A 13,962-nucleotide genomic window follows, 5' to 3' on the forward strand; every position below is an offset into this window, starting at 1 on the left:
AACCGACCTCACCCGCGCCCTAGCCTAGCCAGCGCGCGATCCGGGCCACCGCCTCGCGCATGTCCTCGGCCGAACGCGCATAGGAAAAGCGCACGAAGCTGCGGCCGTGGATCGGATCGAAGTCGACGCCCGGCGTGGCGGCCACATGGGTCTCCTCCAGCATCCGCTTGGCGAAGTCGAAACTGTCGGAGGTGAAGTCGGACACGTCGGCATAGAGGTAGAAGGCGCCGTCGGCCGGCAGGAACCGGGTCAGGCCGGCCTTCGGGAAACCCTCGATCAGGATGCGGCGGTTCTCCTGGTAACCGTGCTTGATGGCCTCCATCTCGGCCCGGCCGTCGAACGCCGCTTCCGCCGCGATCTGCGACAGGGTCGGAACCGAGATCGCGAGGTTCTGCTGCAGACGCTCGATCGGCCGCACCAGCGCATCCGGCACCACCATCCAGCCGATGCGCCAGCCCGTCATGCAGAAGTACTTCGAGAACGAGTTGATGATCAGGGCCTCGCTCGACAGCTCCGCCGCCGTCACCGCCGGAAACGCGTAGTCCAGACCGTGATAGATCTCGTCGGAGATGAAGCGGATGCCGGCATCGCGTGCGGCTGCAATGACGCCGCCCAGCGCCTCGCGCGACATCATGGTGCCGGTCGGATTGGCAGGGCTTGCCACCAGCACGCCCTTCAGCGGCGTCTTGCGGTGCGCGGCGAGCAGCGCCTCGCCGGTCAAAGCGTGACGGTTCTCCGCCGTGGTCTCGATCAGCACCGGCTCGCAGCCCAGCGCCGTCAGGATGTGGCGATAGGGCGGATAGCCCGGCACGGTCACGGCCACGCGGTCACCGGGCTCGAACATCGCCAGGAACGCCAGGATGAATCCGGCGGAGGATCCCGTCGTGATCACGATCCGCGCCGGATCGATCTCGCAAGCATGCGTCTCGCGATAGTGCCGTGCGATTCGCTGCCGCAGCGACAGCAAACCCAGCGCCGAGGTGTAGTCGATGCGGGCCTGATCGAGCGCGGCATGCGCGGCCGCGATGGCCGCTCGTGGCGCAGCCGCCGCCGGTTGGCCGACCTCCATGTGGATGACATGTCCGCCGCCCGACTCGATCCGCTCGGCCGCAGCCATCACGTCCATCACCATGAACGGTGGAACATTGCTGCGCGCGGACGGCGCCGTCAGGTTGGCGATCCGCTGTTCCAATGTCGGTATCACTGTCGCATCCACCATCGATATCTGCTATTGACCCCGGCTGTCCGGACCCGCTCCGTGAACCGGTCGAGGTCAGCCCATGGGCCTCGTTCGCCGCAGATGAGCCGCATTCCGCCGTTTGGTGGGCAATAGCCCGTCTCGCGCCTCGCGCCAATTGCAAAGATCGCCTGATGTCGCTCCGTATCGTTCTTCGCAAGAAACTGTCCGGCGGGCTTGCCGCGGTCGTCGCGGCGGCCGTGACGCTGGCGCCGCTCGCGCCTGCGTCGGCGCAGCAGGGCAAGGGACCGCCGATCCTGCGCGACACCGAGACCGAGGTGCTGCTGCGCGAATATACGCGGCCGATCCTGCGCGTCGCCGGGCTCGAAAAGCAGAACATCCAGATGGTCATCATCAACGATGCGTCCTTCAACGCGTTCGTTGCCGACGGCCGCCGCATCTTCGTCAATTACGGCGCGATCCTGCAGTCGGAAAATCCGAATCAGCTGATCGGCGTGCTCGCGCACGAGACGGGCCATCTCGCCGGCGGTCATCTCGCCAAGCTGCGCCAGCAGCTCGCCACCGCGCAGACCCAGATGATCATCGCCACCATTCTCGGGGCCGGCGCCCTCGCCGTCGGCGCGCGCGGCGGCGGCAGCGGCCTGGCAAATGCCGGCGCCGCGACGCTGTCGGCCCCGGGCGAGGTCATCCGCCGATCGCTGTTGTCGTATCAGCGCCAGCAGGAGGAGAACGCCGACCGTGCGGGGGTGAAATTCCTCACCGCGACAGCGCAATCGCCGAAGGGCATGTACGAGACGTTCAAGCGCTTCACCAATGAGAGCCTGTTCGCCGCGCGCGGCGCCGACCCCTATCTGCAATCACATCCGATGCCGGCCGATCGCGTCGAGGCGCTCGAGGGCCTCGCGCGCCAAAGCCCCTATTGGGACAAGAAGGACGACCCCGCACTGCAGCTGCGCCACGACATGGTCCGTGCCAAGATCTCGGCCTTCATGGAACGGCCGGACACGGTGGCACGGCGCTATCCATTGTCGGACACCGGCCTGCCCGCCCGCTACGCCAGGGCAATCTCCACCTACCTGCATGGCGACCTGCGCAGCGCCCTGAGCCAGATCGATGGCCTGATCCAGGTGCAGCCCAACAACCCCTATTTCTACGAGGTCCGCGGCCAGGCCCTGCTGGAGGGCGGCCGCCCCACTGAGGCGATCGCCCCGCTGCGCAAGGCGGTGCACCTGTCCAATAACGCCCCGCTCATCGAGATGTTACTTGGTCAGGCCTTGGTGGCATCCGAGAACAAAGCCTACACTGACGAAGCGATCTCGATCTTGCGCGCGGCGGTCGCGCGCGAATCCGAGGCGCCGCTCGGCTATTCCCAGCTCGCGATGGCCTACGGTCGCAAGGGCGATTATGCGGAGGCGGATCTGGCCTCGGCGCAGGCCGCCTTCCTGCGTGGCGACAACAAGACGGCGCGCGAGCTTGCCTCGCGTGCAAAAACCCGCTTCGCGGTCGGCTCGCCGGGCTGGGTCAGGGCCGACGACATCGTCACGGCAAAGCCGCTTTCCGGCCAGTAGGGTGTCGGACAGCGGGGGTTGGCGCCCGCTGAAGTTTTGAACTACTGCTATCATCCGATCCAGAATATCAGAATACCGTCACGACCATCGACAAGGACCCGATCATTTGACCCAGAGGACCTCCTTCATGCCGTCAGTCCGCACGCTCATTCCCGCGATGTTGCTCGCGCTTTCGCTCTGCGGCGTGCCTCAGCTCGCGTCGGCGGAGAGCTTCTCCGACAGCCAGCGGGGCGAGATCGAGACCATCGTCCGAAACTACCTGATCGCGCATCCCGAGGTGCTCGAAGAGGCGATGGCCGAGCTGCAGAAGCGTCAGACGGCGGCCGAGGCGGCCAAGCACGAGGCCAGCGTCAGCAAGAACGCCGAGACCATCTTCAACTCGCCGCGCGGCGTCGTGCTCGGCAACAAGGATGGCGACGTCACCTTCGTCGAGTTCTTCGATTACAATTGCGGCTACTGCAAGCGCGCGATGGCCGACATGATGGAGCTGATGAAGAGCGACCCGAAGCTGAAGGTCGTGCTCAAGGAATTTCCCGTGCTGAGCCAGGGCTCCGTCGAGGCCGCACAGGTCGCGGTTGCCGTTCGCATGCAGGCCCCGCAGAAATATCTCGACTTCCACCAGAAGCTGCTGGGCGGCCGCGGCCAAGCCGACAAGGCCCATGCGCTCGCCGTCGCCAAGGATCTCGGGCTCGACATGGCGCGCGTCGAGAAGGACATGGCGAGCCCCGAGGCCAAGGCGACGATCGAGGAAAACTTCAAGCTCGCCGAGGAGATGGGCATGAACGGGACGCCGAGCTACGTGATCGGCAAGCAGGTCGTGATCGGCGCCGTCGGCGTCGAGGGCCTGCGCGAGAAGATCAGCACGGCCCGCTGCGGCAAGGCGAGCTGCTGAGCATATCTGCCAAAGCGTCTCGCCATCATGGGATCAATCGAAGGCCGGCTGTCTCAGCCGGCCTTCTTCTTTGCCGTGAGCCGGTGAAGAAGCGACAGACCGGTGGCGGCAGCGCCCTCGCCTATCCCTTCAGCCTCATGCCGAGCCGGGTTCGAAGTGCCTCGCGGATGTGCCCGCGTGCAATCGCCTCTGCCCGATCGGGATCGCGGATCGCGATCGCCTCGATCAGCTCACCATGCTCGGCCGCGGCTGTTGCCGCACGTCCTTCGGCCGCAAACGTCGTGGTTCCCAGCAGCGCCGTCGCGACATGCATGTCCTCGAGGGCGGCGTCGAGATAGCGGTTGCGCGCGGCGCGCTGGATCGCACCGTGCATCAGCCGGTTCAGCCGCGCCAGCTCGGCGGCGTCGTCCCCCGCGCTGACAAAGCTCGCATGAATGTCGCGGAGCGCCGCGACCTCGGCCGGCACGGCATATTGCGCGGCGAGCCGGGCCGCGGCGCCTTCGAGAATTTCCCGCATCGCGTACAGCTCGAGGACTTCGTTCTCGTCGAGACTGCGCACGATCAGGCCGCGTCCACCGGCCGGCTGCACCCACCCCTTGGCCACCAGCTTGCCGAAGGCCTCACGGACCGGCGTCCGGCTGACGTTCAACTTCTGGGCGACCTCGTCCTCCCGCAGCCGATCGCCGGAGCGATAGAAACCGTTCTCCAGCGCATGGCACAGCGCACGAAATACCGCTTCGCCGAGAGAGACGTTGTCACGATCGATGGTGAGCGATGGCGCTTCCGGGGACATGGGGGTCACGATCTCACAACCTCGCTCCGAACAACAGCATATCTTGCATATTTTTGTATACAATAGTATACGATTTCCATGCCCACTGTAGCCCGCACTTCCGTACCCTCTATTGCCGGTCGGCCGATGGCGTGGCTGTGCGACCAAAGCCGATCCAGGGCCTGCCGCCTTGCGTCCGCGAGGGCCTGCGATGACTGATCAGAGCGATATCGCCGACCATCCCCAGACCTACGACGTCGTCGTGGTCGGCGGCGGCAACGCGGCCCTCTGCGCCGCCATTGCGGCACGGCGCGGCGGGGCCTCGGTCATCGTGCTGGAGGCCGCCTCGAAGTTCTATCGCGGCGGCAATACGCGCCACACCCGCAACATGCGCTGCGCCCATGACGCGGCAACCACGACGTTGAGCGGCCCCTACACCGAGGACGAGTTCTGGGACGATCTCCTGCGGGTCACCGAGGGCCAGACCAACGAGCAACTGGCGCGCCTGATGATCCGCGAGTCCAAGGACATGCTCGACTGGATCGTCGAACAGGGCGTGCGTTTCCAGCCCTCGCTCGGCGGGACGCTGAGCTTAGGACGGACCAACTCGTTCTTCCTGGGCGGCGGCCGGGCCATGCTCAATGCGCTGTATCTGACCGCCGAGCGGCTCGGCGTCGAGGTGCGCTACGAGGCCGAGGTGGTGGGGCTGGAGATCGACGGCAACCGCTTCCGCGCGGCGATCGTGCGGCACGGCGATGGCCGGATGCGCATCGCCGGCAGAGCGCTGGTGGCGGCTGCGGGCGGCTTCGAAGCCAATATCGACAAGCTGGTCGAGGGCTGGGGCGAGATCGCGCGCAACTTCCTGATCCGCGGCACGCCCAACAATCGCGGCACGGTGCTCGACATGCTGCTCGGCGCCGGCGTCGACAGCATCGGCGATCCGACCCAGTGCCACGCGGTGGCGATCGATGCGCGGGCCCCCAAATATGACGGCGGCATCATCACGCGGCTCGACTGCGTCGTGTTCGGCATCGTCGTCAACAACAACGCCGAGCGCTTCTACGACGAAGGCGAGGACGTCTGGCCGAAGCGCTACGCGATCTGGGGACGCCTCGTTGCTGCGCAGCCGGACCAGATCGCCTACATCATCTTCGACGCGAAATCGGCGAACCTGTTCATGCCGTCGCTCTACCCCGCGATCGAGGCGGCCAGCATCGCCGAGCTCGCTGGCAAGCTCGGCCTCGATCCGGACAAGCTGACCGCCACCGTCGCGCATTTCAACGCATCGGTGCGCGACGGACAATTCAATCCCGACATCCTCGACGATTGCCGCACCGAGAACCTGATGCCCCCGAAATCGCATTGGGCGCGCCGCATCGATAGCGGCCCCTACTATGCCTATCCGGTTCGGCCCGGCATTACCTTCACCTATCTCGGCGTGCGGGTCGATCACGCCGCAAAGATGATGATGAAGTCCGGCGGTCCCGCCGACAACATGTATGCCGCAGGCGAGATCATGGCCGGCAACGTACTCGGCCGTGGCTATGCCGCAGGAATCGGCATGACGATCGGCAGCGTGTTCGGGCGCATCGCCGGCCGGGGAGCAGCGACACATGCAGCGCAGTGAGGCGTTGACCGAGGCGGATCGCCTGATGACGATCTGCAATTCCTGCCGCTATTGCGAGGGACTCTGCGCCGTGTTTCCGGCGATGGAGATGCGCCGCGCCTTCACGGGCGGCGACCTCAACTATCTCGCCAATCTCTGCCATGCCTGCGGCGCCTGCTACGTCGACTGCCAGTTCGCGCCACCGCACGAGTTCGATGTTCGCGTCCCCTCCGTCTTGGCCCGGGTGCGGCACGAGAGCTATGCCGACTATGCCTGGCCGCGCGCGCTGGCGCCGCTGTTCAGGCGCAACGGCCTCGCGGTGTCGCTCATCGCGGTGATCAGCATGGCCGCGTTCATCCTCGGCATCGTGGCCTTCAACGATCCGGCCGCGGTGTTTGCAGGCCGGCACGGCCCCGGCTCGTTCTACGCGCTCATGCCCCACAACGCGATGGCACTGTTGTTCGGCGCGGCCTTCCTGTGGGCCATCATCGCCTTCATCATGGGCGCCCGGGCCTTCTGGAACGACATCGGCGAGCCGAGCTCGACCCTGACGCGGCCACGTCCACTGCTGCGCGCCGTCCGCGACGCAGCCAGCCTGCGCTATCTCGATGGCGGCGGCGGCGGCTGCTACAACGAGGACGAGCGGCCGCGCGACACCAGGCGGTTCTATCACCAGCTGACGTTCTGGGGCTTCATGCTCTGCGTCGCATCGACCAGCGTTGCGACGCTCTACCACTATCTTCTGCACCGTAAGGCGCCGTATCCATTGTGGGATCTGCCGGTCGTGCTCGGCACGCTCGGCGGATTGGGCATCGTGGTCGGCCCGCTCGGACTCTACACCGCCAAGCGCAGGCGTGAGCCTGCGATGATGGATGCGGGCAGTCTCGCCATGGACGTCGCGTTCCTGGCGATGCTCGTGCTCACCGGCGCAACCGGTCTCGCCCTCCTCTTGCTACGCGAGACCAGCACGATGGGCCTGCTGCTCGCGCTCCATCTCGGTGCGGTATTCGCGCTCTTCATCACGATGCCCTACGGCAAGTTCGTGCACGGCCTCTATCGATTCTTGGCTCTCGTCCGCTACGCGCGCGAACGTCACGGCGCGTAGCTCATGCGAGCGCGACTGATCGCCACGATGGTCATGCGGCGTTCATGACCCTGAGCATCCGTTCATAAGGTTGCGATCTGCGACATTTTTCCGGAACGATCGGAGACGCACGGAACGACTCCTACTTCCTGCCGTTGTCGGCGCGGGCAGTGCCAATACGAGGAGGATAGAGGATGACCAATCGCTTGATGGTATCAGTTGCTGCAATCGCGCTCCTGGCGGGTGCAGGTTTTGCTCATGCGCAAGGTGCCGGCGGTGCGGGCGGCGCAGCTGGACAGTCCGGCGGCGCAGCCATGCAGGGCGGCGCGACCGGCGGTGCTGCCGGCGGAGCATCGAGCGGCGGCATGAACGCGCCCGGCGGCGCGATGCATCGCGACAGCGCCTCGCCTGCGGCCGGCGGCGCGTCCGACATGCGCTCCAGTCAATCGGAACAGAAGCCCGGTGCGACGAAGAGCCAGCACGCCGAGGACGGCATGAAGGGCCCGGCCACCAAGGGCGCGAGCACCGAGAGCGACAGCAAGGGCGGCGCCAAGAACATGAAGGCCGAAGGTCGCGAGGGTCGCGACAACAACATGAAGGCCGAGGGTCGCGACAGCAAGACCGGCACCAGCACCAATGCCGAAACCAAGACCGGCACCGAGCGTTCGCAGACCACCACCGGACAGGCCGGCGCCGCTGCCAAGCTCACCACCGAGCAGCGCACCAAGATCACCACGGTGATCCGCAGCCAGCGCGTCGAGCCGGTGACCAACGTCAACTTCAACATTTCCGTCGGCACAAGGGTGCCGCGCGAGGTTCACTTCCACCCGCTCCCGACCGAAGTCGTGACGATCTATCCGGAGTGGCGCGGATATGACTTCATCCTGGTTCGCGAGCAGATCGTCGTGATCGATCCTCACACCTACGAGATCGTCGCGGTTCTCAACGTCTGATCCCGACCAGGCAGGCGACGAGAACGAGGGGCGGGCAGCAATGCCCGCCCCAACCTATTGCGCAAAGCGCGCGCGGGAGCCATCACACGCAACGCGTGCAGTCCCGTGGACAAAGCCGGTTGTTCAGCAATTTCGTACTCTTAAGACGGTTTTTTCGTGTGACGGACCAAGCCTCGGTCAGCCTACCCGGCTGCCGAAAGGCTTCCCCTTGGCGGCTTTGTTACCTATAACGCCGCCCACTGCCGCCACACCGCCGGGATGGGAATGGCCGACGCCGCGCACAACACGATCTATGTCCTCAACGGACCCAACCTCAACCTGTTGGGCACCCGCGAGCCGGAGACCTACGGCCATGCCACCCTGGCAGACGTGGAACGGCTGTGCGTCGAGACGGCCGCCTGCTTCGGCCTGACGGCGGAGTGCCGGCAGTCGAACCATGAGGGTGTGCTCGTCGATCACATCCATGAGGCCCGCAGCCGCGGTGTGGTCGGAATCATCCTCAATGCCGGCGCCTACTCTCATACCTCCATTGCCCTGCACGACGCGCTGATGGGGGTGAAGATTCCCACCGTCGAAGTGCACATCAGCAACATCCACGCCCGCGAGAGCTTCCGGCACCATTCTTTCACCGCGAAGGCCGCGTTTGCCTCGATCTGCGGCTTCGGCATCGACGGCTACCGGCTGGCGATCACCGGCCTCGCCGCCAAGATCGGCGCCAAAGCCGTCACGCAGACCGACATCTAGCGCAAGCCTGACGTCACAGTCCTCACGCATCCCAACGTTCCGGATCAGATCATGGCGCCCCAGCCCGACGACAAGACCATCGCGAAATCCGAAGACAGCCAGCTCATTCGCGAGCTCGCAGCGCTGCTGGATGAGACCAGCCTGACCGAGATCGAGCTGGAGCGTGCCGGCCTTCGCATCCGCGTTGCCCGCAACGTGACCGTTGCGGCGGCCGTCCATTCGGCCATCGGAGCCGCCACCGCTGGCGTTCCCGTGGTCGCGGCCGCCACCGCGGCAGCCGCCGGCGCGGACTTGTCAAAACATCCCGGCGTGGTGCCCTCGCCCATGGTCGGCACCGCCTACTGGGCGCCCGAGCCCGGCGCCAAGCCGTTCGTCGAGGTCGGCTCCAAGGTCTCGGTCGGCCAGACCCTGATGATCATCGAGGCCATGAAGACGATGAACCAGATCCCGTCGCCGCGCGCCGGCACGGTGACGCAGATCCTGGTCGAGGACGGCCAGCCCGTGGAGTTCGGCGAGCCGCTCGTCATCATCGAATAAGCGCGACTAGCGGACGGCGACGAGCGAATGGTCCGCCATTCCACGTCCGCCGCTCACTACTCGCCACTCGCGCCCGAGGCACAATGTTCGACAAGATCCTCATCGCCAATCGCGGCGAAATCGCCCTTCGCATCCTCCGGGCCTGCAAGGAGCTCGGCATCTCCACCGTCGCGGTGCATTCCACCGCCGACGCCGATGCGATGCATGTCCGTCTCGCCGATGAAAGCGTCTGCATCGGGCCGCCGCCGTCGAAGGACAGCTATCTCAACATCCCCGCCCTGCTCGCCGCCTGTGAAATCACCGGCGCCGACGCCGTGCATCCCGGCTACGGCTTCCTGTCGGAGAACGCGCGCTTCGCCGAGATTCTTGCGGACCACAATCTGCATTTCATCGGGCCGAAGGCGGAGCACATCCGCCTGATGGGCGACAAGATCGAGGCCAAGAAGACGGCCAAGCGGTTGGGTATTCCGGTGGTGCCCGGCTCCGACGGTGCGGTGACGCCCGACCAGGACGCTATGGCGATCGCCAAGGAGATCGGCTTCCCGGTGCTGGTCAAGGCCGCCGCCGGCGGCGGCGGCCGCGGCATGAAGGTCGCCCACACCGAGGCCGATCTGCAGCTGGCGCTGACCACAGCGGCCAACGAGGCGAGATCGGCGTTCGGCGACGCCTCGGTCTATCTGGAGAAGTATCTGCAGAAGCCGCGCCACATCGAGATCCAGGTGCTCGGCGACGGCCGCGGCGGCGCCATCCATCTCGGCGAGCGCGACTGCTCGCTGCAGCGCCGCCACCAGAAGGTCTGGGAGGAAGGCCCCTCCCCGGTGCTCGATGCGGCCGCGCGCGCCAAGATCGGCAATACCGTCGCCAAGGCGATGCAGGAGCTGAAATATATCGGCGTCGGCACCATCGAATTCCTCTACGAGGACGGCGAGTTCTATTTCATCGAAATGAACACGCGCATCCAGGTCGAGCATCCCGTCACCGAGATGATCACCGGGATCGACCTCGTGCTGGAACAGATCCGCATCGCCGCCGGCGGCGACCTGCCGATGAGCCAGGACCAGGTCGTCATCAACGGCCACTCGATCGAGTGCCGCGTCAACGCAGAGAACCCGGTCAGCTTCCGGCCCTCGCCCGGCAAGATCCAGCAGTACCATCCGCCCGGCGGCCTCGGGGTCCGCATCGATTCCGCCGTCTACCAGGGCTATGTGATCCCGCCCTATTACGACTCGCTGGTCGGCAAGCTCATCGTCCACGGCAAGAGCCGGGTCGAGTGCCTGATGCGGCTGCGGCGCGCGCTGGACGAGATGGTGGTCGACGGCATCGAGACCACGCTGCCGCTGTTCCGCGCCCTGGTCCGCGAGCCCGCGATCATCGACGGCGACTATCACATCCACTGGCTCGAGCAGTATCTGGCCGGCCAGAAGACCGACTGAGCGGCCGCATTCAGAAAACTGTCATCCGAAGCGGAACCATCCGGCCGCAGCCGCGTTCTGGTGGGTCGGATCAGTTCCGCCAGGGGGCAGTGATTTTCAACGACGTGCGAGTATGCGGTGGCGCCTGAGGTGAGACGAAGGCGCACGCTGGGACAGGTCCTGCTGCTGTCAGCGGGCTTCCTCGTGCTTGTCGCGGTCAGCACGGCGTCGGTTCTGCTGGTCAACAAGGCCCGCAGCGACAGCGCCTGGGTGGTGCACACCGTCGAGGCCGAGAACCAGATCAACACCCTGCTGCTCGAGGTGCGGCGCGCCGAGAGCGCGGCGCGGGCCTACCTTCTCACCCAGGGACAGGAGTTCCTCAGCGACCACGAGGCGGCCGTGGCGGCGATCGGGCCGGTGCTCGAGAAGCTCCATGGGCTGGTGGCGGACAACCCCGCCCAGGTTGAAAATCTCGCCGCGCTGCGCAGCGTGATCGAGACCCGGCTGTCGCAATTCGACCGCGAAAAGCTGCTGGTCGCGCGCGGCGACCTCGCCGCCGCGATCGCCCTGGTCCGCGACGCGGGCTCGACCAGCAGCAGCAAGACCATGCGCGACACCGCCGAGGCGATGCGTCTCGAGGAGGAGCGGCTGCTGGCGCTGCGGACCGCCAATGCCGATGCCAGCCAGCGGCTCGCCGCCATCGTCACCATCACCGGCTCGGCGCTGGTCGTCGTGCTCGCCATCATCTCGGTGCTGCTGGTGCGCCGCTCGACCCGCGCGCGCGACGATGCCGAGGCACAGCTGCGCGAGAGCAATCTCAATCTGGAAGCCACCGTCGACGAGCGCACCGCCGATCTGCGCGAGGCCAATGAGGAGATCCAGCGCTTCGCCTATATCGTGAGCCACGACCTGCGATCGCCGCTGGTCAACATCATGGGCTTCACCAGCGAGCTCGACGAACTGCGCAACGACATCTTCCGGCGGATTGCGACGCTGGCGCGGGCGGCCTCCGACGCGCCGCCGCCGGCGGAAGGCACCGAGCCCGAGCTCGAAGGCGCCGACCAGCAGCTGTCGGAGGATTTCACCGAGGCGCTCGGCTTCATCAAATCCTCGATCGCCAAGATGGACCGGCTGATCTCGGCCATCCTCAACCTGACCCGCGAGGGCCGCCGCGAGTTCGTGCCGGTGCGGATCGATACGCGCGAGCTGATCGAGGGCATCGTCTCGACCCTGGCGCATCAGGCGGCCGAAACCGACACCACCATCCGCGTGGAACCGCTGCCGGCCATCGTCAGCGACCGTCTGGCGCTGGAGCAGATCTTCTCCAACCTGATCGACAACGCCATCAAATATCTCAAGCCGGGCGTTCCCGGCGACATCGCCATTCGCGCCCGCACCAAGCTCGGTTTCGCCATTTTCGAGATCACGGACAACGGCCGGGGGATTGATCCCCGGGATCACCAACGTATCTTTGACCTGTTCCGCCGCGCCGGGACCCAGGACCGTCCGGGTCAGGGGATTGGGTTGGCCCATGTCCGCGCCCTGGTGCGCCGGCTCGGCGGAACCATGTCGGTCGCGTCGGAGCTCGACCAGGGCAGCACGTTCACCATCACGCTCCCGATCAACTGGAACGCCTCAAACCGGAATTCAGACCGATGACCATGCCCGTGACGATCATCATGATCGAGGACGACGAAGGCCACGCCCGCCTGATCGAGCGCAACATCCGCCGGTCCGGCGTCAACAACGAGATCAAGCCGTTCACCAATGGTACAGATGCCGTGAAGTATCTGCTGGGTGCTGACGGCACCGGCCTCGATCACAAGGGGCACGCATTGCTGATCCTGCTCGACCTGAACCTGCCGGACATGACCGGCATCGACATCCTGAAGATGGTCAAGCAGAACAGCTTCCTGAAGAGCGCGCCCGTGGTCATCCTCACCACGACCGACGACTCGCAGGAGATCAAGCGCTGCTACGAACTCGGCTGCAACGTCTACATCACCAAGCCGGTCAACTACGAAAGCTTCGCCAACGCCATTCGCCAACTCGGCCTGTTCTTCTCCGTCATCCAGGTTCCGCCCGCCGCATGAGCTCCGCCGCCCCCACGCTGCTCTATATTGACGACGACACGGCGCTGGCGCGGCTGGTGGAGCGCGGGCTCAAGCGCCTGGGCTTCACGGTGGAACACGCGAGCGACGGCAGCGCAGGCTTGCAGCGGCTGGAGCGCGGCGGCATCGACGTCGTGGCGCTCGACCAGTACATGCCAGGCTTCGACGGGCTCGAGACGCTGGAGCGCATCATGGCGCTGCCCGAACCACCGCCGGTGGTGTTCGTCACCGCCTCGCAGGATTCCAAGATCGCGGTCACGGCCCTGAAGGCGGGCGCGGCCGACTACCTCGTCAAGGATGTGCAGGGCGAGTTCATCCCGCTGCTGCAGGTCGCAGCCGAAGGCGCGGTGCGGCAGGCCCGGCTGCAGAAGGCGCGCGACGAAGCGGAGGCCGAAGTCCGGGCGTCACGCGACCGCTACGCGGCGCTGGCAGCCGAGCGCGAGGTCCTGCTGCGCGAGGTCAATCACCGCGTCGGCAATTCGCTGCAGATCATCGCCTCGCTGCTGCATCTTCAGGCCAACTCCAGCAATCAGGACGACGTCAAGGCGGCGCTGACCAACGCCATGGGCCGCGTCGCCGCCGTGGCACAGGTGCATCGCCGCCTCTACACGTCCCAAGACCTCAAGAGCGTGCTGCTCAACCAGTACCTGGATTCGCTGCTCGACGACCTCCGCCGCTCGGCCGAGGGCAACCGGATGTCGCGGCTGACCCTGAAGGCGGAGCCGGTCGAGATCGACCCGGATCGCGCGGTCGCGATCGGCATCGTCGTCAACGAGCTGGTCATGAACGCGGTCAAATACGCCTATCCCGACGGCCCTGGCCCGATCCATGTCGAGCTGAAGCTTGCGGGTGAGGACATCATGCTGTCGATCGCCGACAACGGGGTCGGCCTCAACGCGACCAGCGACCCGCGCTCGACCGGCATGGGCCAGCGCATCGTCAGCGCCATGGCGACCAAGCTCGATGCCAGCGTCGGCCCGGACCCGAACCATGCCGGCACCAAGATCGTCGTCCGATTCCGCTTCGAAAAGCATGCTCCCAAGCCCGCTTCTACCGCGGTCGGTTGAGCTGGCGCGGACGGAACG

General features: G+C 66.1%; 13 protein-coding genes. 11 read left to right on the forward strand and 2 right to left on the reverse strand.

Features of this window, described 5'->3' with window-relative positions; genetic code table 11:
* Positions 1-19: 19 nt before the first annotated feature.
* Positions 20-1,219: a pyridoxal phosphate-dependent aminotransferase gene (locus ACQR10_RS06075; protein WP_315800157.1), complete on the reverse strand. Its 1,200-nt coding sequence runs from the start codon at positions 1,217-1,219 to the stop codon at positions 20-22.
* A 152-nt stretch (positions 1,220-1,371) separates the two neighbouring features.
* On the opposite strand from ACQR10_RS06075, the gene ACQR10_RS06080 reads away from it, so the two are divergent.
* On the forward strand, positions 1,372-2,766 hold the full coding sequence (locus ACQR10_RS06080; protein ID WP_315800158.1) for a M48 family metalloprotease: 1,395 nt from the start codon (positions 1,372-1,374) through the stop codon (positions 2,764-2,766).
* 127 nt (positions 2,767-2,893) lie between these two features.
* Positions 2,894-3,658 carry a DsbA family protein gene (locus tag ACQR10_RS06085; protein ID WP_316180758.1) on the forward strand — a complete coding sequence of 255 codons (765 nt, stop codon included), beginning with the start codon at positions 2,894-2,896 and terminating at the stop codon, positions 3,656-3,658.
* Between the two features lie 121 nt (positions 3,659-3,779).
* Here ACQR10_RS06085 and ACQR10_RS06090 read toward each other — a convergent pair whose 3' ends face one another.
* On the reverse strand, positions 3,780-4,451 hold the full coding sequence (locus ACQR10_RS06090) for a GntR family transcriptional regulator (RefSeq protein ID WP_316215905.1): 672 nt from the start codon (positions 4,449-4,451) through the stop codon (positions 3,780-3,782).
* A 190-nt stretch (positions 4,452-4,641) separates the two neighbouring features.
* Between ACQR10_RS06090 and tcuA the strand changes: the two genes are divergently transcribed.
* From tcuA to ACQR10_RS06135, 9 genes are all read left to right on the forward strand, one after another.
* Positions 4,642-6,057, forward strand: a complete 1,416-nt coding sequence (gene tcuA / locus ACQR10_RS06095) for an FAD-dependent tricarballylate dehydrogenase TcuA (RefSeq protein ID WP_316215713.1) — start codon at positions 4,642-4,644, stop codon at positions 6,055-6,057.
* Positions 6,044-7,141 carry a tricarballylate utilization 4Fe-4S protein TcuB gene (tcuB, locus tag ACQR10_RS06100; RefSeq protein ID WP_316215712.1) on the forward strand — a complete coding sequence of 366 codons (1,098 nt, stop codon included), beginning with the start codon at positions 6,044-6,046 and terminating at the stop codon, positions 7,139-7,141. Before tcuA ends, tcuB begins: the two co-directional genes overlap by 14 nt.
* Positions 7,142-7,314: 173 nt before the next feature.
* Positions 7,315-8,073, forward strand: a complete 759-nt coding sequence (locus tag ACQR10_RS06105; RefSeq protein WP_315800162.1) for a DUF1236 domain-containing protein — start codon at positions 7,315-7,317, stop codon at positions 8,071-8,073.
* 264 nt (positions 8,074-8,337) lie between these two features.
* A complete protein-coding gene (gene aroQ, locus ACQR10_RS06110) occupies positions 8,338-8,817 on the forward strand; it encodes a type II 3-dehydroquinate dehydratase (protein WP_316215711.1) in 480 nt (159 codons plus the stop codon).
* A 51-nt stretch (positions 8,818-8,868) separates the two neighbouring features.
* The gene (accB, locus tag ACQR10_RS06115) at positions 8,869-9,354 is read left to right on the forward strand and encodes an acetyl-CoA carboxylase biotin carboxyl carrier protein (protein ID WP_315800164.1); all 486 of its coding nucleotides are present in this window, start codon (positions 8,869-8,871) and stop codon (positions 9,352-9,354) included.
* A gap of 83 nt (positions 9,355-9,437) precedes the next feature.
* The gene (gene accC, locus ACQR10_RS06120) at positions 9,438-10,787 is read left to right on the forward strand and encodes an acetyl-CoA carboxylase biotin carboxylase subunit (RefSeq protein WP_315800165.1); all 1,350 of its coding nucleotides are present in this window, start codon (positions 9,438-9,440) and stop codon (positions 10,785-10,787) included.
* 117 nt (positions 10,788-10,904) lie between these two features.
* On the forward strand, positions 10,905-12,425 hold the full coding sequence (locus ACQR10_RS06125) for a sensor histidine kinase (protein WP_316215710.1): 1,521 nt from the start codon (positions 10,905-10,907) through the stop codon (positions 12,423-12,425).
* The gene (locus tag ACQR10_RS06130) at positions 12,422-12,859 is read left to right on the forward strand and encodes a response regulator (RefSeq protein WP_172109443.1); all 438 of its coding nucleotides are present in this window, start codon (positions 12,422-12,424) and stop codon (positions 12,857-12,859) included. Before ACQR10_RS06125 ends, ACQR10_RS06130 begins: the two co-directional genes overlap by 4 nt.
* Positions 12,856-13,944: a sensor histidine kinase gene (locus ACQR10_RS06135; RefSeq protein ID WP_434895182.1), complete on the forward strand. Its 1,089-nt coding sequence runs from the start codon at positions 12,856-12,858 to the stop codon at positions 13,942-13,944. The genes ACQR10_RS06130 and ACQR10_RS06135 overlap by 4 nt, the downstream gene beginning before the upstream one ends.
* Positions 13,945-13,962 lie beyond the last annotated feature (18 nt).

Origin of the sequence: Bradyrhizobium sp. HKCCYLRH2060, assembly GCF_051168135.1 — a bacterium.
GTDB lineage: Bacteria > Pseudomonadota > Alphaproteobacteria > Rhizobiales > Xanthobacteraceae > Bradyrhizobium.

Bases quoted from the DNA above. Each gene is read 5' to 3' on its own strand.
- ACQR10_RS06105 (WP_315800162.1), top strand. From the start codon at position 7,315: ATGACCAATCGCTTGATGGTATCAGTTGCTGCAATCGCGCTCCTGGCG.
- accC (WP_315800165.1), top strand. From the start codon at position 9,438: ATGTTCGACAAGATCCTCATCGCCAATCGCGGCGAAATCGCCCTTCGC.
- aroQ (WP_316215711.1), top strand. From the start codon at position 8,338: ATGGCCGACGCCGCGCACAACACGATCTATGTCCTCAACGGACCCAAC.
- ACQR10_RS06090 (WP_316215905.1), bottom strand. From the start codon at position 4,451: ATGTCCCCGGAAGCGCCATCGCTCACCATCGATCGTGACAACGTCTCT.
- ACQR10_RS06130 (WP_172109443.1), top strand. From the start codon at position 12,422: ATGACCATGCCCGTGACGATCATCATGATCGAGGACGACGAAGGCCAC.
- ACQR10_RS06085 (WP_316180758.1), top strand. From the start codon at position 2,894: ATGCCGTCAGTCCGCACGCTCATTCCCGCGATGTTGCTCGCGCTTTCG.
- ACQR10_RS06080 (WP_315800158.1), top strand. From the start codon at position 1,372: ATGTCGCTCCGTATCGTTCTTCGCAAGAAACTGTCCGGCGGGCTTGCC.
- accB (WP_315800164.1), top strand. From the start codon at position 8,869: ATGGCGCCCCAGCCCGACGACAAGACCATCGCGAAATCCGAAGACAGC.
- ACQR10_RS06135 (WP_434895182.1), top strand. From the start codon at position 12,856: ATGAGCTCCGCCGCCCCCACGCTGCTCTATATTGACGACGACACGGCG.
- ACQR10_RS06075 (WP_315800157.1), bottom strand. From the start codon at position 1,219: ATGGTGGATGCGACAGTGATACCGACATTGGAACAGCGGATCGCCAAC.
- tcuA (WP_316215713.1), top strand. From the start codon at position 4,642: ATGACTGATCAGAGCGATATCGCCGACCATCCCCAGACCTACGACGTC.
- tcuB (WP_316215712.1), top strand. From the start codon at position 6,044: ATGCAGCGCAGTGAGGCGTTGACCGAGGCGGATCGCCTGATGACGATC.